Source organism: Pristimantibacillus sp. Z349TD_6 (genome assembly GCF_056173205.1).
This window is the reverse complement of sequence record NZ_CM149662.1, coordinates 7,684,493-7,709,588: the sequence shown is the minus strand read 5'-3', so window position 1 is coordinate 7,709,588 and position 25,096 is coordinate 7,684,493. Positions and strand designations below refer to the sequence as shown.

The window sequence follows — 25,096 nt, the reverse complement described above, 5'->3', positions numbered from 1 at the left end:
CAATGAATACAAATAGAAATGTACTTGATAGGATAAGAAGAAAGCTGGTCGTTTCCTGCCAAGCCTTGCCGGATGAGCCGCTTCATAGTCCATTTATTATGGGGAGAATGGCATATGCAGCATTTTTGGGCGGTGCTTCAGGAATTCGTGCCAACAGCGTAGAGGATATTAGGGAAATTAAGCAGCAGGTGGATCTACCAATCATCGGTATTATAAAAAAGGATTATGAGGGCTCTTCCGTATTCATTACCCCTACGATGAAGGAAGTAGATGCGCTTTGCCGTGAAGGCGTGGATATCATCGCAATGGATGCAACAAATCGTGTGAGGCCGGACGGATCAACGATATCGGAATTATTTCCTTTACTACGAGATAAGTATAAAGATCAGCTCTTTATGGCGGATTGCTCGACCTATGCTGAAGCTATCGAGGCTGCAGCGCTAGGGTTTGACATTATTGGGACGACTCTTAGCGGCTATACGGAAGCAACAAAAGATAATGTTTTGCCAGATTTTCAGTTGATAGAGAAGCTCGTGAATACGATATCCGTTCCGATTATTGCGGAGGGAGGCATCTCAACACCTGAGGAACTAAAACGATTATTTGACCAAGGGATTTATTCGGCTGTAGTGGGATCTTCCATTACAAGACCGATGGAAATAACCAAAAAATTCGTAAAGGCTGTTGAATAGCCCATGGGAATGAATATTTTAGCGGCAGATATTGGCGGTACCCATACGAAGATAGGCATTTGCGATGAACGAGGCCGTATCACTCAGTTCAAGGAGTATGCAACTGAAGCTCATATGGGCGGCAAGCATCTCATGGAAAAACTGCTTTTCCAAATGGAGTCGTATCAGCATTTTGATGCTGTCGCTATTAGTACGGCCGGACAAGTGAACGCGGATGAGGGCTGCATCTTGTATGCCAATGAGAATATCCCAAGCTATACAGGCATGAAGGTCAGAGAGATCGTAGAGAATCGGTTCCATAAGCCAGTGAAGGTTGAAAATGATGTGAATGCGGCTGCTTTAGGCGAGGCGTGTTTTGGAGCGGCAAAGTCGTTTACTGATTTCTTATGCTTAACGTTTGGGACGGGGATTGGCGGAGCCATCGTCATGAATCGTCAGATCTATCGTGGTGCGAGCGGCTCAGCTGCTGAATTCGGTCATATGTTTACCCGTCCATTGTCGCAAACGAATGGCGGCACGCGCAAATCATTTTATGAAACTTATGCCTCAACGACAGCCTTAATTCGAATGGCCCAAGAAGCTGATCCTGAAATTGTAGACGGAAAAGGTTTTTTTGATAAAATACAGGTAGGAAACGAACCATTACAACAAATATTGCATGCATGGACGACTGAAGTATCCACGGGTTTGGCTTCACTCATTCATATCTTCAATCCACCTGCTATTATTGTAGGAGGCGGAGTGATGGAGCAGGATGAGCTTGTTCGAATGGTTGAGAAACAAACGAAAGCTTTAATTATGGAGAGCTTTGCGGGTGTGAATATCGTAAAGGCATCTCTTGGAAATAAAGCTGGCTTATTAGGTGCGGCATCATTATTTCTACGCGGAATGGACAGGATTTAGGGAGGTGATCGGTTGCGCACTATTAATATTTTTACAACGATTCATTCGAAATACAATAACCTGACGAATACCGAAAGGAAAGTAGCAGACTACATTCTGGAAAACTCGGAAGGTGTCGTCTACATGTCGATTACCGATCTTGCAGATCACTGTGGAGTGGGCGAGTCCAGCGTATTCCGGTTTTGCAGGTCGTTAAGCTATAAAGGGTATCAGGATTTTAAAATCGCCCTTGCACACAGCATCACCGCTGAAAACGAAATACCGCAGCTCACGGACAAGGTCCTGATGAATGATACGATGGATCAAGTGTCCTCTAAGGTGCTGTCATCCAACATAAGTGCATTGAACGAGACCTATAACTTAATCGATAACGAAAAAATGGATCAGGCGATTGAGCATTTACTCCAAGCGGAACGGGTCATATTTTTTGGCGTAGGCTCCTCCTTAATGACGGCAATGGAAGCGAAAATCAAATTTATGCGTATCACAAACAAAACGGAATGCAGCATCGATTCGCATCTGCAGATGATGTCAGCGGCATTGATGACGAAACGAGATGTCGCTGTCGTTATTTCTTATTCCGGCTCTACAAAGGATACGATTGAAGTAGCGAAAAGGGCCAAAGAAAGCGGTGCTACCGTCATTTCAATTACGAGGTTCGTTAAGTCGCCGCTAACCTCTTACTCCGACCTGACGCTGCTGTGCGGAGCGAATGAAGGACCTTTGCAGGGCGGCTCATTATCTGCGAAGATTTCACAGCTTTACTTGCTCGATGTTTTGTATGTGGAATATTTTAAAAGAACCTATGAAGATTCAATAAGGAATAAGGAAAGCACGGCTGCGTCGGTAGCTGTGAAGTTGCTATAAAGCTTACGGTGAACAAAAAGAGGCAGAGTGCGGTTGATAAGCACTCTGCCTCTTTTTTGATTTTCATAGAAAAAGCCGCTCTATCGCGGATCGGCACGAAGAGCGGCTGGCTTTAACATAGTTTAATGATGAGATTCCGATTATGAACGAGGCTTGAAGATGCCAAAAGGCCGACCGATTGGCAGAAACACACGCCCAAAATGGGTGTTCAATACAGCTGCGCCTGCGGCATATAGCGATAGGAGAGCAATACCCATTTCCGCATAGGCAGCTAGTGTGTGGAACACGTCGGGTGCTACTCCGAATGCATCGAAGCTCAGTCCAAGGAAAAGCAAATCAATTAGAACGAAGATGAAGAATAATACTTTATTGGTCTCCGCTGCTCCGATAGTCATTAGCAGCGAGAAAATGAGATAACCGACAAAAGCAAAACCAAGCTGCTTGCTATCTGCGATTGCAGCCAGCTCAGCGCCGAACACACCGAGCTTGATCAGCCAACTGCCGGCCATCGCCATCCAGAAGAAAGCATAAGCGCCAAAGGCGGTCATACCGAATGTATTGTTATGTTTTGCATCTTGAATAGAAGCAAAGAGCTGAGCAAAGGCGCCTAGAAAAACCGCCCATGGAATAACGAGGCTTAGACCGTCAGTTAAGCCGAGCTTCTGTGAGGAAGCTACGAGCGTAACGATAGCCAGCCCAAATAAGCCGATGGCGCTTGGGTCGGCTGTTACAATTTTGACATTGGAATGATGTTCATTATGCATGTTAGAAAAGAAACCTCCAATAGTTTTCAGGGGTAAACCTGCAATAGTATAGTTGATTCTGCCGATACCAGAATTTCTAGTTTAACGGAAAAGACCTAGCTCGCATAGGGGGAAATTATTGAAAACGCCCCTTTTGCCTTGTTTCAGCAGAGGGGCGTCACATAAATGTTTTAAATTCAGCCTTTTGGCTACTGTCCGAGCGATTTCTGTTTGGGGATAGGTCCGAATAAAACCCAATGTCCTTTCATTTTTCCAGCCCAAGCAACGATGATCCATGAGCCAATTAAAGCCAGGAAGAAGCCTCCTGCAATCCATGCTCCGTAAACGAGCGGACTCCCATTCACATCCATCATACGGTAATATCTGAGGAACATCGGATGCAGCAAATACATGCCAAATGACGCATGGCTGAGATGAATAAGTACCGATTTCAAATATTCCATACGGGATGCCTTAATCCGAAGGGCAAGATGAATAAGCAGCAAACAAGCCGAAGTAATATAAATTTCATTTTTTATTTGTACCAAAAAGCTATCGTTAAATAGTAGTTTTCCCTGCGCCTCACGCAAAAAGTAGATCACGTTGATCGTGCCGGAAATGGCTACTACTAGAATTAATGTGCTGCGTAAAGCAATGCTGCTGCGTTTGCGCTCCCAGAAGGCATAAAACCTCGTATAGTTGATTCCTATATAAGCCCCGATACAAAAGTACAAGCTGTATGCGAAAAAACCGCTGGTGACGTATTTGATTCCCATTTCCTTGGCGTTCAGCATATAAACCCACTGAATGAGAAGTCCGCCTGTGATTAGCCAATTGACGAGACGCGGCCATTTCCGCATTACATACCAAAGTACAGGGAAGAGCAAATAACACTGGATAATAATAAAGATAAAATACAAATGAGCATAGGTTTTTCCAATCAGCAATTTAACGAGAAAATCCCAAGTTTGAAAATAAGAGACAAACTGCTCGAAATTAATAAATCCGTATCTGAAATAGATGATAGTGGCATAATACATAAACGAAAATAGGAGAAACGGCAGCATAATTTTAGTGATGCGTTTCTTGTAGAACATCGTAGCTGTTTGTTTGTTTAATGGTTTATCATTGTAATTGTAGAAAAGAGATATGCCGCTGATCAGAATGAAGAGAGGCACGGCGAATTTGGATAACGTATTAAACAGGACAAGAATCAAAAACAGTGTGGAGTTAGGATCGGAATTGACTACTGAAGAGGATGTCGCGTGAATCATAATGACAGCAAGTATGCCAAATGCGCGTAGGCTCTCAAGCTCAGTCAAAAGCGCCTTCTTAGCTGGCGGTTGAGACATTTATGCACCTCGTGAGTTAGTTGATAATTTAACAATATTTGTTGCTAAAATGCTGACAAGCTAGTATAGCACAGAAGTGGAAAATTATAATGTAGTAGTTTGTGGAGAAAATGTGCGCGGGCAGGAAAATTGAAAAAGGAGCTTAAATTTAAATCTCGAATATCTAATGTAATCGGATAGCTAAAAATCTAATGACAGACAGGAGTTAGATACCATGATAAAAGGTTTTGGCGGAATATTTTGGAGAACTAAAAATCTTGAAATGATAACAAAATGGTACAGTGAAGTGTTGAAGCTTGAAATAGGGAATTGGAATGGGACGATGATAAAACCCGAATCCGGAAATGAGACTATTTTTTCTTTTTTTAACGAGAATGACAGTTATTTTCCATTAGAACAACAAGTGATGATAAATTTCCAAGTACATAATGTAAACGAGACTATTCAGCATCTTGAACATATGGGTGTACCTCTTGCAAAGAACTTAGAGGTTAGCGAATTTGGGAAGTTTATTTGGATTGAAGACCCGGAAGGTCGATTGATCGAGCTTTGGGAGAAAAACGGGTAACTATAACTTAACCATCACTATGGCGAGGCTACCGGCATGAATCGGTAGCCTCGTTTAAGTAATAGATAAATTAGAATTTATGGAGGAATCAAAATGGATGTAACATTTCAAAGAGATCACTTATTCTGGGTACACGAGCCTAAAGAATATACGATTACAGATGGAGAAATTGTGATTAAAACAGAAGCTGGAACAGATTTTTGGCAAAGAACCTATTATGGCTTTCAAAATAATAATGCTCCTGCTTTGTTAATGAAAACCAATGAGAAATACTTTTCATTTTTAGTAAAAACGGAATTTGACAGTAAACAACGCTTCGACCAGTGCGGCGTAATTATCTATCAAAATAGTGATAACTGGATAAAGGCTTCTATTGAATATGAAAATGAAGAATACCAAAGATTAGGAAGTGTTGTAACGAACTTAGGCTATTCTGATTGGGCAACTACGGATATTTCTGCAACAAAGAAATTGATGTATTACAGACTAAGCCGGCGTGAAAGCGATTATTGTATTGAAAACTCTTATGATGGCATTCACTATAAGCAAATGCGTATTGCACACCTTTTTGAAGGAGCAGACAATATACAGATTGGTATTTATGCTTGCAGTCCAGAACAATCCTCATTTAAAGCCGTTTTCACAGAAATGAAATTTACGGAATGCCAATGGAAAGATCATAAGTAACAAATTTTCAGTTTATTGTCCTAATGGTTGAAATTAACCTTTCTCAGGAAGATGTTCTGGCTGATTGACGACAACAGATCCATCATCTAGTCTAAGCCATGTTTGAAAGTCAGCTTCCCCTTCGGTCAATTGTATGATCCGAGCACCACGCGGGAAACCCTCTTTTCCATAGGTGTTATAGCCCGTAGCTCTTCCATAACATAGACGGATACCATGAAGCTCACCCCAGTAATCATTGATATGATCATGCCCCACGAACGTACCGCGGACATCTTTCATTTCAAGAAATGCTGTGAAAAGTCCAGAATTGATTTTTGGACTCGCTACGCCCTCGTGCTTCTGCCCATAGCAGGTATGCTCATTCCACACCTCGTTATATTCGGGCACAGGGATATGGAAAAAAGCAAGCGAAGGCAGTGGCACATCATTGTTTTGTTTCGTCAAACGAGCGGATTGCTCCTTATACCAGCCAATTTGGCTGTGAGTTACCCATGCATAGCCGCCAACGGGCTGATCGGCATACTCGCCTGAATCCAATAAATATAATGCGGCAGCGGGGCTGCTATTATTTTTAGAATGGATTTCCAGCACATAATTTCCCGCACGATCCCCCAGGCTAGGGCCCATTTCTGTTAAGCTGAGTGGTCTTTCCTGCTGCAAGCGAATAAGCTCTTCTCTGGTGGTGCCAACCTCGGTATCATGATTGCCAAATACAGCTGCCCAGGGGATATTAAATTCTTCCGCTGCTTTGACGGCATTTTTAAAGGACTCTTGTCTATCCGTACAATGCTCGCTATAAATAACGTCACCGGTAAAGATCACCAAATCCGGTGATTCTTCTTGCAGGACGTTCTTCATTAGAGAATAGGTTTGTAAATCCTCTTGCTGCCCGTTTTGCCAGTGCAGATCTGTAAATTGAACAATTTTGAATGTGCCATCTTCTCGAAAGTTTAAGTTAGCCATAGTACCCTCCACTTGGATCTCAATCGAATGATTTCCGCCAAAAATATGTAAACAATGGTTTACGTTCATTCATTTCGATATCATTCCGCATTATCCTGCAATAAGGCATGATTAAATAAGGGCTGTTCCAAACGTAGATGTATCTGCGTTTGGGACAGCCCTATTGTTGTTCCGCTATGATATTAAAAATCAAAGTTGTCGGGATCTGGACCCACCCGAAGATTTTGGTTCAGAGCGTCTATCCGGGACAGCTCACTCTCAGATAGTTCAAAATCAAATACATTACTATTTTCGATGATGCGATGCTCTTTCGTTGACTTCGGAATCGTTACAATGCCATGCTGTAAATCCCAGCGCAGAATGACTTGAGCAATGGATTTATTATGCTTCTCAGCAATCTCCTTAAGAACAGGATGATCTAACAGCTGACCTTGCATAAGCGGAGACCATGCTTCGATTTGAATGCCTTGTTTCTTGCAATAGTCGATTAACTCTTTCTGCGTTAGCTGCGGATGGAGCTCCACTTGATTGATCATCGGTTTAACGGCAGCATCTTTCATTAACGTCTCCAAATGATGAATCTGAAAATTGCTTACGCCAATGGCTTTGACTCGGCCATCCTTGTAAAGGGTCTCCAAAGCTCTCCACGCCTCTTGGAATTTGCCTTCTACAGGCCAATGAATCAGGTACAGGTCAAGATAGTCTAAACCGAGTTTATTAAGCGTAGTTTCGTAAGCCGCCAGTGTAGATTCATATCCGAGATCAGCATTCCAAACCTTTGATGTGACAAAAAGTGCTTCTCTCGTCACGTTATACTCAGCCATAGCTTCACGAATGCCTTGTCCGACACCTGTTTCATTGCCATAAATAGCTGCGGTATCAATACTGCGGTAACCATTTTTAATCGCTGCTTTGACGGACTCGACCAGCTCCGTGCCATCCTCAACTTTAAAGACGCCAAGACCAAACCAAGGCATTTGAACACCGTTGTGAAGTGTAGTTGTATCCTGTAAATTTTTTGCGATCATAGTGAAGCCCTCCTGTGTTTTGTTTCATCTTTTTTTTCTAAAGCTCTAGCCCAGCCGGTTAAAATTACAGCGCCGAGAACCATCAATCCGCCAACCCAAGCCGTATGAATAAGTCCCATCGAGTCCGTAATAACACCGCCCAAATAGGCGCCAATGGCGATACCAGCGTTAAACGCAGCGATATTGACAGCCGATGCGACATCTACCGCCTTCGGCGCATAACGTTCAGCGAGCATCACGACATGCACTTGCAAGCCGGGCACGTTCATGAATGCAAATAGACCCATCAAGATAATCGTAATTAAGCCAACCACTTTAAACGGTGCGGTGAAGGTAAGAACAAAGAGTATGATAGCCTGCAAAATAAACATGTAAAACAAGGCGGTGATCGGCTTCTTATTGGCAGCTTTCCCACCGATGACATTGCCGATGGCGATGGCGATGCCGTATACCAAAAGAATGGCCGCTACCGTACTTTCCTTAAATCCGGTTATATCGTGAAGCAACGGGGATAAATAAGTAAAGACAACAAACGTACCCCCGTACCCAATAGCAGTAATCGCGAATGCAAGCAGCAATCTTCCATTCGTTACCAGTTTTATCTGCTCGCGCAGCGGTGTTCGAGTTCCTTTGCGCAAATCGGAAGGAATCAACACCATATTGGCAATAAAAGCGATAACGCCAATAAGAACTATGCCAACAAAAGCAGCACGCCAGCCCATATGCTGTCCAATCCAAGTACCTAACGGTACGCCTGTAACGGTTGCTACAGTGAGTCCGGAGAACATAATTGCGATTGCGCTAGCTCTGCGGTTCTCGGGAACGAGATCGGCTGCAATAGTAGCGCCAATCGACATAAATACGCCATGAGCCAGTGCTGAGATGACGCGTGCGGTAAGTAAAATGCCAACGCCGCTTGCCGATGCCGCAAGGCTGTTTCCAGCAATAAAAACAATCATGATCCAAAACAATAATGTTTTTCTCGGAATCGTAGATGTTAAAGATGTTAATATTGGAGCTCCAAAAGTAACCCCAAGAGCATACAACGTAACGGTTAGTGCCGATGTTGTAACCGATATATTCAAGTCTTCAGATATAAGCGGAAGCAGCCCTACACTGATGAACTCTGTTGTCCCAATCGCAAAGGCGCTTATGGCTAACGCTAGAAGCGCCAGGGTACTTCTTTTTTTATCTAATGCCATTTGTATAACCCCTTTTGTATGGTATTGCCGGCCGGTAAGTGCTATTATGATGGGTTTAGGCAGTAATGAACAGTACGTACTTTGAAGTGCTATAGGTACTAAAAAGTAATAAATGCATGAACAGTAGGCTATAGCTTGGTTGGGGAGGATATATCTATGATTAAGAAAAAATACAATATTTCAGTGGAAGCGACCCTCGAGGTTATTGGAGGGAAATGGAAATGCGTAATCCTTTGTCACTTAACGCATGGCAAAAAAAGAACGAGTGATCTCAAACGTATTATGCCCTCCATTACACAAAAGATGTTAACGCAGCAGCTGAGAGAGCTGGAGCAAGATGGCATCGTGAATCGAATAAGCTACAATGAGGTCCCGCCGCGGGTTGAATATGAGCTCAGTGAATACGGATGGAGCTTAAAATCGATATTGGACTCCCTTTGCTCATGGGGCGAGATCCATATTATTAAAGAATACGGCAATAAGGCTGCCGTATTGGAAGACAATGGCCTAAATAATCTTGAGATGGATATCGTCGAACAGGAAGAAGATGTGCTTTGTTAATCCATCTAATAACAAATAGGCTGTCGTCAAGTGGACGACAGCCTATTTGTTTATGACGATTATTAAGCTTTTTGTTCGTACAGCTTAACGATTTCAATAATCGTATTGACGGCTTGTACCATATTGTTAACCGATACATATTCAAATCGGCCATGATAATTTTCTCCACCGGTGAAGATATTCGGTGTCGGCAATCCCATGTAGGAAAGCTGCGAGCCGTCTGTGCCGCCGCGAATCGGTTCGATTAGCGGGGTAATGCCGAGGTTGATCATCGCTTGCTCTGCGATGTCTACGACTTGGATTACCGGCTCGATTTTCTCCTTCATATTGTAGTATTGATCTTTTATTTCAAGCACAATACGTTCTTCTCCGTACTTCGCTTTCAGTTCCTCTACGATACGAGTTAGCTCCAGCTTTCTTTCATTAAATCGGTTGCGGTCATGATCACGTATCAAATAATGAAGCTCCGTTTGCTCGACGTCGCCTTGAATGGATGACAGGTGGTAGAAGCCTTCATGGCCTTCTGTCTGCTCAGGTGTTTCATTAGCCGGCAGTTTTGCGTGGAGCTCCATCGCCATTTTGGCGGCATTGATCATTTTGCCTTTGGCCGTTCCGGGATGCACGTTTTTGCCCTTGCATATAATGACAGCGCCAGCGGCATTAAAGCTTTCGTATTGAAGCTCGCCCAGCGGACCTCCATCCATTGTATAGGCATAGACCGCATCAAAGGCTTGTACATCAAACTTATGCGGACCTCGGCCGATCTCTTCATCAGGAGTGAAGGCTACTCTTATTTTGCCGTGCTTCAACTCAGGATGATTAATGAGATGAGCCATCGCCGTCATGATCTCAGTTATGCCTGCTTTATCGTCTGCACCAAGCAGTGTCGTGCCGTCTGTTGTAATCAAAGTATGACCTTTATAGCCGTGCAGCTCTGGGAAGTCGTTCGGCGACATAATGATGCGCTGTGCTTCATTTAAGATAATGTCGTTCCCGTCATATTGTTCAATAATTTGCGGCTTGACGTTAGTGCCAGTAAAGTCAGTTGCTGTATCGATATGCGCAAGGAAACCGATGGTTGGGATCTCTTTATCCGTATTGGCTGGAAGGGTAGCCATGACATAGCCGTTAGCATCTATCGTAACCTCTTGCATGCCGATTGCTTTCAATTCTTCTACCAGCATATTAGCTAGCGTCAATTGTCCGGGCGTGGAAGGGCAGGTTTCGCTGCTTTCATCGGACTGTGTGTCCACCTGCGCGTAAGTGATAAATCTGTTTATAATCTCGGTTTTCATCATTCTCAGCTCCAATACAAATAGTCATATAGCAAAATACAATACAAAAGCGACGTATCTTCAATCGTCACTAGAAGTGGTCTCTAATCTGTTCACTTTAAAGATGATACGCTGTTCCATGATTTTTTTCAAATCGCTTGGGAAACAATGAGAGCAGAGGTGGAATCACGGCATGCATACCTATATGGATATTTTAATACGTACGATTGTTGCTATTTTACTGCTTCTATTAGTAGCTAGAATATTGGGGAAACAGACGATTTCCAACATGACGTTTCATGATTTTGTGACTGGCATTACGATAGGGGCACTTGCAGCCAACTTGGCATTCAATGATACGTTGAAATGGACGCATATCATTTTGTCACTCGCGGTTATGACCGTTACGTCTTATCTGTTATCTGTCGTTGCTTTAAAGAGCCGTAAATTACGAAGCTGGATTTCAGGTTCCCCAACGGTACTCATTGAAGGCGGGAAGATTCTTGAGAATAATATGAAGAAGGTCAGATACACTTTGGATTCTTTGGATCAAGCTTTAAGAGAAAATGGGATTTTTAATATGGATGAGGTTGAATATGCAGTTCTTGAGGATAATGGAATGGTGTCTGTACTAAAAAAAGACGAGTATCAGCTTGTCACGAAAAAGGACATGAAGCTTCAATTAAACAAGCAGGAGTTTCCCATTGAATTGATTATGGATGGTTCACTTTTGGAAAAAGAAATGAAGGAGAATGGGCTGACGAAGGAATGGCTGGAAAACGAACTGAGACAAAAAGGAAAGAAAATATCTGACGTTTTCTACGCGGTAAGAGGGACAAAGAAGCAGCTCATCTTTGACTTTTATGAAGACGGTATACAAAAACCTACGGATGAAGAATAAAGATGCACGCAACGGTAATTTGCATCGCAAATCACAGATTACCGTTGCCTGTCCGTTTACCTCTATATGTGTGTAGCGCTGGTCGTTGTTTTTTTTGTGGCTCCGAGTCTGCTTGCACCAACAAACATTGCGGTGATTAAGCCAATGCTGCCAACACAAATGCTGAGTATAAAGCCGTGATTGATCGCTGTTGCCAGCGCCTCTTGCAGAAACTTGCGTATTTGCGGGTCTAGCTGACCACCTGCTCGCATGAGCAGTTCCGGATTGGCGAGTGTATTGATTTTGTCGGAAGGAATGCCAGCCTTATCTGCACCCGCCGTAATTAACCGATGCAAGTTGTTGTTCACAATCGTCGCCATAATAGATGCACCCAATATGCCGCCAATGTTGCGCCAGAAGCCGACGATAGATGAGCTGACACCCATATATTTAGGATCAACGTTTGCAGCAATCGAGCTCTGTGCGACACTCATTAGAGGACCGACGGCGCCAAAGCCAAGCAGAATCATAAGTACAATCATATAGCCGCTGGAAGCATGAGCGCTAACTGTAGAAAGCAGCGTAGCTACAATAATGGTCATTAGCATAGTGAACAGCATGAGTGTACGGAAGGCGAATTTGGATTGCAGGAAACCAAATAGAATAGCACCCCCGATTAACGAGGCCATCATAGGCGTCAATACGCCGTTTGAGTTGCTATGTCCTAACACCCCTACCGTAAAGCTAGGCAAATACGTAATGGCGGAGAACATAATGACTCCTTGGCAGAAGCAAAGAATACTTGTGCCCAAAACCATCTTATTTTTAAAGATGCTCAGAGGAAGGACGGGTTCAGGGGCACGCAGCTCGACAAAAATAAATAAAGCGCCGACTACAGCTGAGATTGTGAACAAGCTAATTTCCTGCCAGGAGCTCCATGCGTAGTTTTTGCCGCCCCATTCGAGCGCCAGCATTAAAGAGACCGTCGTAATGATCAAAAACAAGGTTCCCAAATAATCGATTTTTGGTTTTTTCTCGGAACGTGTTTCTTTGAGCGCAATCATTAGAACAATCATGGATGCCAAACCGATGGGAATGTTGATATAGAAGTTCCATCTCCAACCAAAGTGTTCAGCAATGAAGCTGCCGAGCTGCGGGCCTGCAACGGAGGATAGGCCGAAGATCGCACCGAATACACCGGACATTTTTGCTGCATCCTTCGGGTCTTTAAATATCGTATAAATAATCGTAAAGCTGATTGGGAACAAGGCGCCGGAGCCAATCCCTTGAATGACGCGGAACCAGATGAGCTGATCGGCGCTTTGAGCGATACCGCATAGGGCGGAGCCGATCAAGAACAAGCCAATACCAATCATATAAAACATTTTTCTGCCGAATAGGTCGGACATCTTGCCGAACACCAGCATCGTGCTTGTTGCTGCCAGCATATAGGCCGTAAAAACCCAGCTGACTTTATCGAAAATGTTAAAGTCCTGACTTAGCTTGTTAATGCAGGAGGCTACAATCGTATTGTCCAAAGATGCCATTAATAACCCTAGTGCCATGGCAAGAATGATGAGGTTATTGTTTGAACGTGATTTTTCCATCCTAAACCCTCTTTTCCTGTTCTAATTTATCCATACGATCCAGCCCCTCTTGGATCGCTTCCAGCTTAGCACTATATTCCTTAATTCCGATTTCAATGCATATGATATGTCCGGGCTGCATGGTGCTTTTATATAGGGCGTATTTATCGCGCAGCTGGTCGAGCTGTGTCTGTGTATACTCCTGTGCTTGCTTCAACCACTTAACTACCATGTCATTGCCTACCAGCTGGCCAAAATAAAGCCGCATCAGGAAATCTGATTTAACCGTATCTGTTTCCATCGGGCTATGCAGATATTCGTAAAATCTGCTTTTCCCAGCCTCTGTGATGGTGAACACATTTTTATTCGGTTTGCCCTCTTGAAGCACATTTTCCTTCGTGATCAATGCCTCTTTCTCCATCCGATGCAGCATCGGGTAAATCGTTCCATAGCTTGAGCTATAGAAATAAGCGAAAATATCCTCGAACAATTGCTTGATTTCATAACCAGATAATGATCGTTTCATAAGCATGCCTAAAATAACGTCCTGACTGTTCAAAGCAAATGTGCCTCCTTGTCATTTTACTTAGGATAGAATGGGTATAGGTGTAATAAATATCCATATTTATATTACGATTCATAATATATCACTCCGATATAGGTGGTGTCAATATTTAGAAATAAAAACAATTAGTGAATAAAAAAGAATGAGTAAACCATTCACTTTTCATAAAATTCTACCTAACGATAGGTTGAAAAATAATAATAAGAGTGATATTCTAAAACAAATTCAAGGCACAGGAGGAGTTGCAATGAGTAAACGCGAGGAAACTTTGGCGTCTATCAAAGAAGTGAGCTATCAACTATTTGCAGAGGTGGGCATTACGAAAACGACGTATTCGATGATTGCCAAAGCGGTTGGAATAGCTAAACCCTCTATTTATTATTACTTTAAATCGAAAGAAGATCTCATAGCGGCAATTTTTGAAGACTTGTGCAGCGCGATTCAGTTCTCGACATTTTTTGAAATGGATACTTTTACAAAAGATAATTTTGAGGAGAAGCTTGTTGAGCTCGGAATCCATATGATTGATGAGCAGGCTAAGGACCCTTATTATAATCGTGTCGTACAGGAATATATGTTAATGGCAACAAGGTATCCCTTTTATCACGAGAAGCTGCTTATGATCCAAAAAGGGTATTTGCACGGCTTTGAGATGCTGATGGAGAAAGCCAAGAATTTTGGACTTGTTTCAGATCAGGCGAGTGTGGCCAAAGCACATATGCTTGCCTTAGTGCTTGATAACATTGGCAACTTTATGATGCTGGTTGAACATATTGATTATAAACAGATCTGGGTAGAGGCTGTAAGCGGCGTTTTCAAAGGAAGTGATTCTAGTGGAAGCAAGTAAACGATTGATTGGGCTTGATTTTGCCCGTGCATGGGCACTGTTCGGCATGCTCATCGTAAACTTTATTGTTATTACAAATGCTGAGCATAATGGCCCCGCGTGGTTGATTACTGTTACTTCGTTATTTCAAGGACGAGCCTCGGCTTTATTCGTTTTACTTGCTGGCATAGGCATTTCGCTCATGTCTCGGAAAGCTGTTGCTAGTCACGATAAAACAAAGATTAGGGTTGTTCGCCAAATGATTTGGAAAAGATCGTTGTTCTTGTTTGTAATCGGATTACTGCTATATGTTATGGAATGGACAGGTGATATTTTACATTATTATGGTGTTTATCTGTTCATGGCAGCAGTGCTAATTACGGTAAGAGACAGGATATTGTATGGACTGGGCGCAGCTATATTAATAACAGCACAATGCCTTCAGCTTGTATTCGATACCTTTAAAGGATGGGGCGGCCCTGTACCGTTTATGCATTATGTGGATTTTTGGACGTTGGAAGGTTTTGTTCGCAATTTATTTTTTAATGGCTATCATCCTATATTTCCATGGTTTTGTTTCTTCATCATCGGACTCTTGATAGGGAGAATAGAACTTCATAACAAGGCGCTTCGAATGAAGCTGCTGATCATTGGAGCAAGTGTCACGATTACCATGGAGCTGCTGTCAAAAATGCTAACTTATTTGTTCATCCCGAGCATGGGTAGCGAAAGTGCTGAGTTTTTGTTCAGCACAGGTCCGATTCTGCCGAATGTTTTGTACATATTATCTGCAGCGGGTTCGGCTATTGCCTTCTTAATTCTAAGTCTGTTCTTGACTGAAAAATACGATAAAAGCTGGTTTATAAACGTTATCGTACAAACAGGCCAGTTAACGTTGACTCATTATGTGAACCATGTGGTAATTGGTATCGGTGTTCTCATTGCACTAAATCGACTGGAAAACCAATCGTTGATATTCGCCTCTATATACTCATTTTGTTTTTTCTTATTTAGCATCCTATGTAGTGTGCTTTGGCGTAAGAGATTTTCAAGAGGGCCTCTTGAACTGCTGATGAGGAAAATTACGGGATAAAGCTATAAGTTTATCCATCTGCTCTCTATACAATAACGAAGTTAACGAAAACACCACTCCATCAGGAGTGGTGTTGTTTATCTTATAGTTTGGTTATGAGGTAGCTTTAGCAGTCTGACCTTTGGGATGACGCGGAGCAGCATAAGTGCTCGGATTAGCTTTGCTCATTGCTTTTCTCTGCTGCACATTGTTTCGAACAAGCGCGAAGATGACGAGCAAGGTGCCGAAAAACTCATAAGCGCTAATGTGGTAGCCTTGAAAAGCCATAATGACGAAAGTAGTAATCGGAACGAAATTAATAAACAATATGCCATTTAGCGGCGATAATAATTTGATGCCTGCATTCCAGCATAACAAAGCAGCTAATCCAGGCAATAGAATCATAAAGGACATTTCATATTTGATTGAAAGTATCGTTTCCCAAGTGGGTACAGGCAGCACGCCAAAGGTGGATGCAAGTGTAACGATAACAAAAGATACGGCGCTGCCGAGCAAACAGGTTAACGTCGAATAGCGGAGTATGGACCACTGTTTAAACTGCGTACCGCCCATGGAGTAGATCACCCATCCAACAACTCCTATAAAGATGAGCAGGAGCGGGAACATATGTTGACCAGCCATCATGAAGAAAGCTAACTTTCCGTTCGTAATAACGAGTAATGCGCCTACAAGGGCGATGGCTACACTCGTCAGCATATATTTTTTGGGTGCGGTTTTTTTAGTGACCCACAATACCATAATAGATATCATCGGCATAAGCACTTCCATTATGGAAGCAGCGACGGTGCCGGATTCCCCCATCAGATGCTGTCCAAGGAATACGGCCATATTGTAGACTGTAAAGGCCATTGTCCCATAAAACAACAGAGATTTACCTCTGCCCTCTAAGCGGAATGCAGATTTACCCTCTTTCACTAGCAAGAGCACGCTCAGAATGATTGCAACGACAGAATAGCGAATAAACGAGAAATAAAATGGATCAATTTGCTGTAAAGCAATGTGGGCTACAGGAAACATGGCTCCCCACGACATACTTGCAACGAGGCAAAGTATAGAGCCGATAATGACTTGTTTTTTAAGCACGAGGTGTCTCTCTCCCTAATAGAAATTATGCCGAGTTATTGTCTATTTCCAATGATAGGGGGTAGCAAGACGATAGTAAAACGATTGAAAATAAAGTTTATCATCATTTATAATGATATCTAACATATTAGATCATCTGAATCGAATGGCAGTGGAGGGGTGCGCTTGGAATTTAAGGATTTGAAAATTTTTCAAACCGTTGCTGCACACGGCAGTATCAGCAAAGCAGCGCTCGAGCTGAATTACGTGCAATCGAATGTAACAGCAAGAATTAAGCTGCTGGAAAAAGAACTGGATACGCCATTATTTTATCGCCATAAGCGCGGAATGATTTTAAATACGGAGGGCAAACGTCTGCTCGAGCATTCGAAAGAGATCTTGTCCAAAATGGAAGAAATGAAGCGTACCTTTCACAATAAAACAAATCCTTCCGGTGTCCTGGAAATCGGAATTGTGGAAACCGTTATCGCGCTTCCTCATATTTTATCGTCGTATTACAGCAAGTATCCGAATGTAGAATTATCGCTGAAAGCCGGAGTGACGGATCAGCTGCTGCAAGAAGTTCTGGATATGAAGCTGGATGGCGCTTTTGTTACCGGACCAATTAGGCATCCCTTAATCGAGCAGGTAGAGGTTATTCAAGAAAAGCTAGTGCTGGTGACCAAAGGTGATGCGTTCTCGATGGACGACATTACGACAAAACCGCTCTTGCTCTACAACAAAGGCTGCGGTTACCGCGGGAGACTGGAAAGCTGGATGAAGGTAGAGGGCATTATTCCAAAACAAATTATGGAGTTTGGCACTTTTGGGACGATTATTGGCAGTGTTGCAGCGGGGGTAGGCATAACGATTATTCCCGAATCCTCGATTATTGATTTGGCTGCTAACGGCACCGTTTACTGTCATAGTGTACCTGAGCCATATCGTGATATTACGACAATTTTTATTCGGCGCAAGGATTCCTATTTAACGAGTACATTACAATGCTTTATTGATGAAATTATTGCTCGGACGAGCGGAGTGTAGTCGAATGTGATATGAAAAAAAAATCGGTGCAGGGATTACGCCTGCACCGATTTTTTTCATAGCCTTTTATTATTCGAACCACTGTCTCGGCCCTATCGTGTGGAAGCTCTCCGTCTGATCTGGTTTCAAAGCATCTTGGATACGTTTATAAGTAAAGTCACTCAATGGTCTAGGCAGATCATCAATACTGCAGTACTGGCAGGCTGTAATTTCTTTATAACAAGGCTGAGGGGCTTGATTGTTTACGATTTTGCAAATGAAAACAAAGTGGTGCATATCATGATGCGGCTCGTAGTATACACCCGTTAAGCGATCTACGGTTACCTCGAGACCTGTTTCTTCTAATACTTCTCTTCTCGCAGTTTCCTGCGCAGACTCGTTTTGTTCGGATAACCCGCCGGGTATTTCCCAATTGTATTTTCCATAGTTATGTTTCACCAGCAGAACACGATTTTCAGAATCAACGATAATAGCAGCCGCACCAACCGGTTTGTTTGACAATTAAAGTCCTCCTATTTATCTGTATGAATAATGGCATTCTCTATACGGAACCATATGGAAAAAAGTTGCAGCGATATTTACAATACCTTCACCCTGAGATAATAGAGCAATGATATCTTCTTGTTATGATGAGGCAGTCATGTTTATGTGGATTGTCAAAATTGTTTACAAAGGAGATTATTATGAACTACGTCAACAAAAAGGTATTATCTATTCTGTTATCCTTGGCATTATTACTTGGTTTGCTCGGAGCAGCCGCACCATCCCCGGTCGCTGCTGCTTCAACGAATGAACCGGTGACGTTACTGCCGGGAAATTCGGTTTGGAAATATTACGATAAAGGTATAAATCAAGGCACAGTATGGAGATCTACTTATGACGATTCGGCGTGGAGCTCGGGCAGTGCCCCGCTTGGTTATAAGGATTCCGGCGCAATAATCAGTGCAACTGGTTTTGGCGCATTGAAAACAATTGTAGATTATGGAACGAATAAAAGTAAAAAACCTCCGACGACATATTTTCGAACGAATCTGAATGTAGATAAGAACAGCATTGATCATTATGGGCAGCTGCTAGCTACATTTGCCATTGATGATGGTGCAGTGGTTTATGTAAATGGAGTAGAGGTTGTCCGTCTGGGCATGCCGACAGGCGACATTTTTTATGAAACGCTTGCGGCTTCGAATAAGGATCTTCCAGTTGTTTATCCAGATGTAGACCTAACAACAGCATTAAAGGCTGCCTTAAAAGACGGTAACAATGAGCTTGCTGTTGAGGTTCATCAGCAAAGCGCCGGCAGCTCCGACCTCTTCTTTGATATGAAGCTAATTGCTCTGCAAGAGGCACCTACGGTAGAAGTAAGCAAAGTGACGGTAACCTTCAATGGTGACCCTGTCAGTTCCAAAGGCTTCACTTGGTACACGCCGTTTGATGCTAGTCAAAGCGACTTGCAAGTGGTAGAAAAAACAGGCGCTGCAGCAGATTTTACGAACGCAACGGCATTTAAGGGTCGTTCTTCCGTTGCCAAGAACTCCTTAGCAGAACTTGTTCATAAAGCTGAAGCGACGGGCTTGAAAGCAAACACGACATATTACTTCCGTGTAGGCGATCAGTCGTTGAATTTGTGGAGTGAGACAGGAACATTCCAAACTGCACCAACAGGCGGAGCGTTCTCCTTTATTGATTTAACGGATACACAAGCGAAGGAAGAGGACGAGGCGCAAATCTCGGGCTCAACCATAGCTAAGGCGCTAGAAACTGTGCCAGATGCAAAATTCGTCGTTCATAATGGCGATGTAGTTGAGAATGGGACATCCGAGCAGGAGTGGAATTGGCTGCTTGGACATTCACAACCAAGTTTGCTGAATACAACGATTGTACCTTCAGCTGGTAACCATGAGGATAAAAACTATGCATTTTATGATCATTTCAATGTGAAGCAAGCTGAAAATTCAGCAACAGTAACAGGTGCTTATTATTCGTACGATTACAGCAATGCTCATTTTATCGTGCTGAATTCGAACGAGAACTCAACTGAGTATGCGAATTTCTCAGTAGACCAAGTAGAATGGTTGAAGAAAGATGCAGCAGCAGCGAAAGCGGCAGGCGCAGAGTGGATCATCGTTAATATTCACAAAGGTCCATATACAACTTCAAACCATGCGACGGACAACGACATTATGGGTGCTAACGGTGTAAGAAACAAAATCGCTCCACTCATGAATGAACTAGGCATTGATTTTGTGCTTCAAGGACATGACCATATCTTTGCTCGTACAAAACCAATTAAAAAGGATGGCACTGCAGAATCGGTTGAAAAAATTACAGAATCTCTAAATGGACAAACGATTGAATACGCAGTAAAGCCTGACGGCACGATTTATATGATTCCTGCTACAGCTGGTGCGAAAGTTTATTTCAAAAACCAAGATGCACGGCTTGGCGATGCGTATTACAATCTCTTCGACAAAGCTGATGAAAATCATGCTCGCAAGTATGGCGACACGACAAGTGCTGCACGTGGAAAGGTACAGAACTTCGTTGGCGTTAACATTGATGGCGGCAAGTTAACCGCTGTTGTTTACGAAATTGACGGTAATATTGATGGCGGAAAACCATTCATCGTAGATCAATTCGGTATTCTAAAAGAAGAAAAACCAGACTACAGTAAAGAAAAAGTAAGCAAAGTTACAGTAACTTTTAACGGTGATCCAGTAAGCTCCAAAGGATTTGCATGGTACACTTCACTGCTTCTTAAAGGCAATGACCTGCAAGTGGTAGAGAAGACGAACGCAGCACCAGATTTCACAAAAGCAATTAATTTTGCAGGTCGTTCTACCGTTTCTTCCAACTCACCTTCTGAGCTTGTTCATAAGGCTGAAGCAACGGGCTTGAAGGCAAACACGTCGTACAATTTCCGTGTGGGTGACGCGGCACTGAACATTTGGAGTGAAGTAGGAACATTCCAAACCGCACCAGTAAACGGAGCATTCACATTCATCGACTTGGCGGATACGCAGGCCAAAGAAGAAGATGAGGCGAAGCTTTCGGCTGAGACGCTGGAGAAAGCACTTGCTACAGTACCAAGCGCACAATTCGTTGTGCACAACGGTGATATTGTAGATACAGGTACAAGAGAAGAGCAGTGGAACTGGCTGCTTGGCCATTCACAAGAAAGCCTGCTTAACACAACCATTGCACCATCAGCAGGTAACCATGAAGATAAGAACAATGCATTCTACGAGCATTTTAATATCAAGCAGGCAGAGAACTCTGCAACGGTAACGGGCGCATACTACTCGTACGATTACAGCAACGCACACTTTGTTGTGCTGAACTCGAATGAGACTTCGGCAAAATATGCGAACTTCTCCGAGGCGCAAGTCGAGTGGTTGAAAAAAGACGTGCAAGCAGCGAAAGCAGCAGGCTCGCAGTGGATTATTGTCAACATTCACAAAGGTCCATATACGACTTCAAACCATGCGACAGACAGCGATATTATGGGCGCTAACGGCATAAGAAACCAAATCGCACCGATAATGGCAGAGCTCGGAATTGACTTTGTAGTACAAGGCCATGACCATATCTATGCTCGTACAAAACCGATCAAAAAAGATGGAACAGCAGCAGCAACAGAGAAGATTACTGAAACATTGAACGGTGAAAAGATTGAGTATACGGTGAATCCGGATGGTTCAATCTACATGATTCCTGCAACAGCAGGTCCGAAGGTATACTACAAGAATGCAAAACCAGCACTTGGCGAAGCATATTACAATCTGTTCGAGCGTGCGGAAGAGAACCATGCAGCTAAATACGGCCCAGATCCGAACGACAGCACACGTCCAGTTCGCGGCCAAGTACAAAACTTTGTTGGCATCACGATCGATGGCAACAAGCTAACGGCTGTAACGTATGAAATTGACCAAAAAGAAAATGATGCTAAACCATTCATCGTTGATCAATTCGGTATTCTAAAAGAAGAAAAACCAGACTACAGCAAAGAAAAAGTAAGCAAAGTAACGGTAACTTTTAACGGTGACCCAGTAAGTTCCAAAGGATTTGCATGGTACACTTCACTGCTTCTTAAAGGCAATGACCTGCAAGTGGTAGAGAAGACGAACGCAGCACCAGATTTCACAAAAGCAATTAATTTTGCAGGTCGTTCTACCGTTTCTTCCAACTCACCTTCTGAGCTTGTTCATAAGGCTGAAGCAACGGGCTTGAAGGCAAACACGTCGTACAATTTCCGTGTGGGTGACGCGGCACTGAACATTTGGAGTGAAGTAGGAACATTCCAAACCGCACCAGTAAACGGAGCATTCACATTCATCGACTTGGCGGATACGCAGGCCAAAGAAGAAGATGAGGCGAAGCTTTCGGCTGAGACGCTGGAGAAAGCACTTGCTACAGTACCAAGCGCACAATTCGTTGTGCACAACGGTGATATTGTAGATACAGGTACAAGAGAAGAGCAGTGGAACTGGCTGCTTGGCCATTCACAAGAAAGCCTGCTTAACACAACCATTGCACCATCAGCAGGTAACCATGAAGATAAGAACAATGCATTCTACGAGCATTTTAATATCAAGCAAGCAGAGAACTCTGCAACGTTAACGGGCGCATACTACTCGTACGATTACAGCAACGCACACTTTGTTGTGCTGAACTCGAATGAGACTTCGGCAAAATATGCGAACTTCTCCGAGGCGCAAGTCGAGTGGTTGAAAAAAGACGTGGAAGCAGCGAAAGCAGCAGGCTCGCAGTGGATTATTGTCAACATTCACAAAGGTCCATATACGACTTCAAACCATGCAACGGACAGCGATATTATGGGCGCTAACGGCGTAAGAAACCAAATCGCACCGATTATGGCAGAGCTCGGAATTGACTTTGTAGTACAAGGCCATGACCATATTTATGCCCGTACAAAACCGATCAAAAAAGATGGAACAGCAGCAGCAACAGAGAAGATTACTGAAACATTGAACGGTGAAAAGATTGAGTATACGGTGAATCCGGATGGTTCAATCTACATGATTCCTGCAACAGCAGGTCCGAAGGTATACTACAAGAATGCAAAACCAGAACTCGGCGAAGCTTATTACAATCTATTCGAGCGTGCGGAAGAGAACCATGCGGCTAAATACGGCCCAGATAAGAACGACAGCACACGTCCAGTTCGCGGCCAAGTACAAAACTTTGTTGGCATCACGATCGATGGCAACAAGCTAACGGCTGTAACGTATGAAATTGACCAAAAAGAAAATGATGCTAAACCATTCATCGTTGATCAATTCGGTATTGTGAAGAAGGAAAAAACAGATCCGGAAACAGGTCCGGGTACAAATCCAGAAACGAATCCAGGACCAGGTCCGGGAACTAACCCAGGCACAAATCCTGGCACAGGAACTGGCGGCGGCAATGAGTCAGAAGTTGTATTGAAGGATATTACAGGCCACTGGGCAGCATCAGCTATCAATCAAGCTGTGAAAGCTGGTTTCGTTAAGGGTTATGAAGACAGCCAGTTCCGCCCGAATAAATCAGTTAATCGTGCAGAGTTTATTACGATGCTGGCTCGTGCGATGAATCTCTCTGACTCAGGCAAAGCTTTAAGCTTCAAGGACTCTGATAAAATACCTGCATGGGCACAATCGTTTGTCACGCAGGCTGTTGAATCAGGTATCATTAGCGGATATGCTGATGGCACATTTGGTCCTGAGAAGGAGCTGTCTCGTGCTGAGATGGTCGCTATGATTGTTCGTGCAAGTGGCATAAAAGTAAATCCAAATGCTAAGCTTTCCTTTGCGGATTCCAAATCTGTTCCAGCATGGGCTGTTCCATACGTAGCAACCGCAGTGGAGGCGGGACTTGTTAGCGGCGTTGGCCAGAACCGTTTCGCTCCTCAGCAGATTGCGACTAGAGCAGAAGCAGTAGCACTCATTATTGGTTTGCTTAACAAAACGAAATAATAATAGTTTCAGAAAAGCCTGCAGGCTTCACCAATTGGTGGAGCTTTGCAGGCTTTTTATTATGGAAAATACGTGTATGTTAACGAGCGGTAGCGGCCAAAATATTGCCGATTGCTTGCTTCGCTTCATTTTTGATTTGTTCAAGTTGTTCGTAATCAACAGCTTGCGAGTATAATTGTTCTCGTTCATCTTGCAAAGTCTTGGCTAGAGCTAGCTGCTGAACCGATGTTTTGATCTGCGCAGCGTAACGGTTTTTTATTTCGGTAATTGTATCTGAATTCGCTTCATCTGTTCCAGGTGTAATGCAGCTGGCATACATATCGATAATTTCATCGCCTGAACGATCGGGAAAGTACTCATGCGGCGCTGTACTGTCGAAAATTGCGAAGCCAAGCTCACGAACGATGACCATATCTAAGCTGTTCGGATCGAAGCCGCAATGATAAATCTCAACATCCAGTCCGCGATCGACCCCGGCTACAGCTATTTTTTTGAGCATGGTGGATTTGCCTGAACCAGCTCTGCCTTTAACGAAATATCGTTTTAAACCATCCGTCAGATTCGGGACAAAATCGAATGAGCCCTTAGCTGTAGCAGCGCCCAAAAAACGGTGATCAACACGACTTGTCTTCTCCAGCCTGTTATCGCCATAGAATGTATCGATGTACGAAGCTGTCAGCTCATCGGCTGCTTGGAAATTCATGTTCTGAATATAGACGGTCTCCCAGTCGTCATGAATACGAAGCGCCTCAGCAAAGCCAGCATAAGCTTGATCGTACGCCTGCGTAATTTGTGTACTTAAAATCTCGATCTCTGGCTTTAGCGCTTGCAGCTCTGCTGCATCTGCGGCCTCGCCGAGATAAATGTATTGAACGGATGCTCCCAGCAAAGCGGGATCAATAAAGCGCGGCGGTGTTCCATCAACAAGGCCGAGACGGAGTGCGGGAACGATGAGTCCATCTAGCGAGCCATTGTCGAAGGGGGAGTGCAGCAGCCAAATGTCGTAGCCACCCTGCGCGATGTCGTCAGCTATAGAACGAATGAGGTTTGATCGTTCTAAAGCAGGTCCTTCTTTCAAAATAAATAAGCGCTCCAAATCTTGCAAAGACGAGTCGAACAGGCTGGTCAAGCCGCGAGCTGTATTTCCGTTCACATAGAAGTTTTTGATGATTCCAGTCATAACCGTCACACCTTCCTAGGCTAATGTCATGCTGCATACTCCATC

General features: G+C 43.5%; 22 protein-coding genes. 11 read left to right on the top strand and 11 right to left on the bottom strand.

From position 1 onward, the window contains the following. Positions 1-2 precede the first annotated feature (2 nt). The 3 genes from AC0VYE_RS33425 to AC0VYE_RS33415 are packed head-to-tail and all read left to right on the top strand — an operon-like array spanning position 3 to position 2,462. A complete protein-coding gene (locus AC0VYE_RS33425; protein ID WP_475445139.1) occupies positions 3-692 on the top strand; it encodes an N-acetylmannosamine-6-phosphate 2-epimerase in 690 nt (229 codons plus the stop codon). Positions 693-695: 3 nt separating this feature from the next. Then, on the top strand, positions 696-1,595 hold the full coding sequence (locus tag AC0VYE_RS33420) for an ROK family protein (protein WP_305953873.1): 900 nt from the start codon (positions 696-698) through the stop codon (positions 1,593-1,595). Between the two features lie 12 nt (positions 1,596-1,607). After that, a complete protein-coding gene (locus tag AC0VYE_RS33415; RefSeq protein WP_441878316.1) occupies positions 1,608-2,462 on the top strand; it encodes a MurR/RpiR family transcriptional regulator in 855 nt (284 codons plus the stop codon). A gap of 140 nt (positions 2,463-2,602) precedes the next feature. Here the strand turns inward: AC0VYE_RS33415 and AC0VYE_RS33410 are convergent, their stop codons facing one another. Continuing rightward, a complete protein-coding gene (locus tag AC0VYE_RS33410) occupies positions 2,603-3,226 on the bottom strand; it encodes an acetate uptake transporter (protein ID WP_475445136.1) in 624 nt (207 codons plus the stop codon). Positions 3,227-3,414: 188 nt separating this feature from the next. Continuing rightward, positions 3,415-4,557 carry an acyltransferase gene (locus tag AC0VYE_RS33405; RefSeq protein WP_475445134.1) on the bottom strand — a complete coding sequence of 381 codons (1,143 nt, stop codon included), beginning with the start codon at positions 4,555-4,557 and terminating at the stop codon, positions 3,415-3,417. Between the two features lie 214 nt (positions 4,558-4,771). Between AC0VYE_RS33405 and AC0VYE_RS33400 the strand changes: the two genes are divergently transcribed. Both AC0VYE_RS33400 and AC0VYE_RS33395 read left to right on the top strand, forming a co-directional pair. Next, on the top strand, positions 4,772-5,125 hold the full coding sequence (locus tag AC0VYE_RS33400) for a VOC family protein (protein ID WP_475445132.1): 354 nt from the start codon (positions 4,772-4,774) through the stop codon (positions 5,123-5,125). A 93-nt stretch (positions 5,126-5,218) separates the two neighbouring features. Continuing rightward, positions 5,219-5,812, top strand: a complete 594-nt coding sequence (locus AC0VYE_RS33395) for a DUF1349 domain-containing protein (protein WP_475445130.1) — start codon at positions 5,219-5,221, stop codon at positions 5,810-5,812. A gap of 33 nt (positions 5,813-5,845) precedes the next feature. Here the strand turns inward: AC0VYE_RS33395 and AC0VYE_RS33390 are convergent, their stop codons facing one another. The 3 genes from AC0VYE_RS33390 to AC0VYE_RS33380 form a co-directional block, all read right to left on the bottom strand. Then, the gene (locus AC0VYE_RS33390; RefSeq protein WP_475445128.1) at positions 5,846-6,775 is read right to left on the bottom strand and encodes a metallophosphoesterase family protein; all 930 of its coding nucleotides are present in this window, start codon (positions 6,773-6,775) and stop codon (positions 5,846-5,848) included. A gap of 182 nt (positions 6,776-6,957) precedes the next feature. Continuing rightward, the gene (locus tag AC0VYE_RS33385; protein WP_475445126.1) at positions 6,958-7,803 is read right to left on the bottom strand and encodes an aldo/keto reductase; all 846 of its coding nucleotides are present in this window, start codon (positions 7,801-7,803) and stop codon (positions 6,958-6,960) included. Beyond that, positions 7,800-9,005 carry an MFS transporter gene (locus AC0VYE_RS33380; protein ID WP_076266459.1) on the bottom strand — a complete coding sequence of 402 codons (1,206 nt, stop codon included), beginning with the start codon at positions 9,003-9,005 and terminating at the stop codon, positions 7,800-7,802. The genes AC0VYE_RS33385 and AC0VYE_RS33380 overlap by 4 nt, the downstream gene beginning before the upstream one ends. A 156-nt stretch (positions 9,006-9,161) precedes the next feature. Between AC0VYE_RS33380 and AC0VYE_RS33375 the strand changes: the two genes are divergently transcribed. Next, positions 9,162-9,566: a winged helix-turn-helix transcriptional regulator gene (locus AC0VYE_RS33375; RefSeq protein ID WP_339205642.1), complete on the top strand. Its 405-nt coding sequence runs from the start codon at positions 9,162-9,164 to the stop codon at positions 9,564-9,566. A gap of 62 nt (positions 9,567-9,628) precedes the next feature. Here AC0VYE_RS33375 and pepT read toward each other — a convergent pair whose 3' ends face one another. Further along, positions 9,629-10,861 carry a peptidase T gene (gene pepT, locus AC0VYE_RS33370; RefSeq protein WP_475449815.1) on the bottom strand — a complete coding sequence of 411 codons (1,233 nt, stop codon included), beginning with the start codon at positions 10,859-10,861 and terminating at the stop codon, positions 9,629-9,631. 172 nt (positions 10,862-11,033) lie between these two features. On the opposite strand from pepT, the gene AC0VYE_RS33365 reads away from it, so the two are divergent. Then, complete coding sequence (locus AC0VYE_RS33365) at positions 11,034-11,741, top strand: DUF421 domain-containing protein (RefSeq protein WP_475445123.1); 708 nt, start codon at positions 11,034-11,036, stop codon at positions 11,739-11,741. 62 nt (positions 11,742-11,803) lie between these two features. Here AC0VYE_RS33365 and AC0VYE_RS33360 read toward each other — a convergent pair whose 3' ends face one another. Next, complete coding sequence (locus AC0VYE_RS33360; RefSeq protein ID WP_475445121.1) at positions 11,804-13,327, bottom strand: DHA2 family efflux MFS transporter permease subunit; 1,524 nt, start codon at positions 13,325-13,327, stop codon at positions 11,804-11,806. A 1-nt stretch (position 13,328) separates the two neighbouring features. After that, a complete protein-coding gene (locus AC0VYE_RS33355) occupies positions 13,329-13,865 on the bottom strand; it encodes a PadR family transcriptional regulator (protein ID WP_076266454.1) in 537 nt (178 codons plus the stop codon). Between the two features lie 253 nt (positions 13,866-14,118). Between AC0VYE_RS33355 and AC0VYE_RS33350 the strand changes: the two genes are divergently transcribed. Both AC0VYE_RS33350 and AC0VYE_RS33345 read left to right on the top strand, forming a co-directional pair. Next, on the top strand, positions 14,119-14,718 hold the full coding sequence (locus tag AC0VYE_RS33350; protein WP_475445118.1) for a TetR/AcrR family transcriptional regulator: 600 nt from the start codon (positions 14,119-14,121) through the stop codon (positions 14,716-14,718). Then, positions 14,705-15,790, top strand: a complete 1,086-nt coding sequence (locus tag AC0VYE_RS33345; RefSeq protein WP_475445116.1) for a DUF418 domain-containing protein — start codon at positions 14,705-14,707, stop codon at positions 15,788-15,790. Before AC0VYE_RS33350 ends, AC0VYE_RS33345 begins: the two co-directional genes overlap by 14 nt. A 93-nt stretch (positions 15,791-15,883) precedes the next feature. Here the strand turns inward: AC0VYE_RS33345 and AC0VYE_RS33340 are convergent, their stop codons facing one another. Next, positions 15,884-16,822: a DMT family transporter gene (locus AC0VYE_RS33340; protein ID WP_475449813.1), complete on the bottom strand. Its 939-nt coding sequence runs from the start codon at positions 16,820-16,822 to the stop codon at positions 15,884-15,886. Positions 16,823-17,038: 216 nt separating this feature from the next. Here AC0VYE_RS33340 and AC0VYE_RS33335 point away from each other — a divergent pair, with 216 nt between their 5' ends. Further along, the gene (locus AC0VYE_RS33335; RefSeq protein ID WP_441912964.1) at positions 17,039-17,899 is read left to right on the top strand and encodes a LysR family transcriptional regulator; all 861 of its coding nucleotides are present in this window, start codon (positions 17,039-17,041) and stop codon (positions 17,897-17,899) included. 69 nt (positions 17,900-17,968) lie between these two features. On the opposite strand, the gene AC0VYE_RS33330 is transcribed toward AC0VYE_RS33335, so the two are convergent. Further along, positions 17,969-18,400, bottom strand: coding sequence for an NUDIX hydrolase (locus tag AC0VYE_RS33330; protein ID WP_475445114.1), 432 nt, complete (start codon positions 18,398-18,400; stop codon positions 17,969-17,971). 182 nt (positions 18,401-18,582) lie between these two features. Between AC0VYE_RS33330 and AC0VYE_RS33325 the strand changes: the two genes are divergently transcribed. Then, complete coding sequence (locus tag AC0VYE_RS33325) at positions 18,583-23,871, top strand: metallophosphoesterase (RefSeq protein WP_475445112.1); 5,289 nt, start codon at positions 18,583-18,585, stop codon at positions 23,869-23,871. A gap of 79 nt (positions 23,872-23,950) precedes the next feature. On the opposite strand, the gene AC0VYE_RS33320 is transcribed toward AC0VYE_RS33325, so the two are convergent. Next, a complete protein-coding gene (locus tag AC0VYE_RS33320) occupies positions 23,951-25,051 on the bottom strand; it encodes a PRK06851 family protein (RefSeq protein WP_475445110.1) in 1,101 nt (366 codons plus the stop codon). Positions 25,052-25,096: the final 45 nt, after the last annotated feature.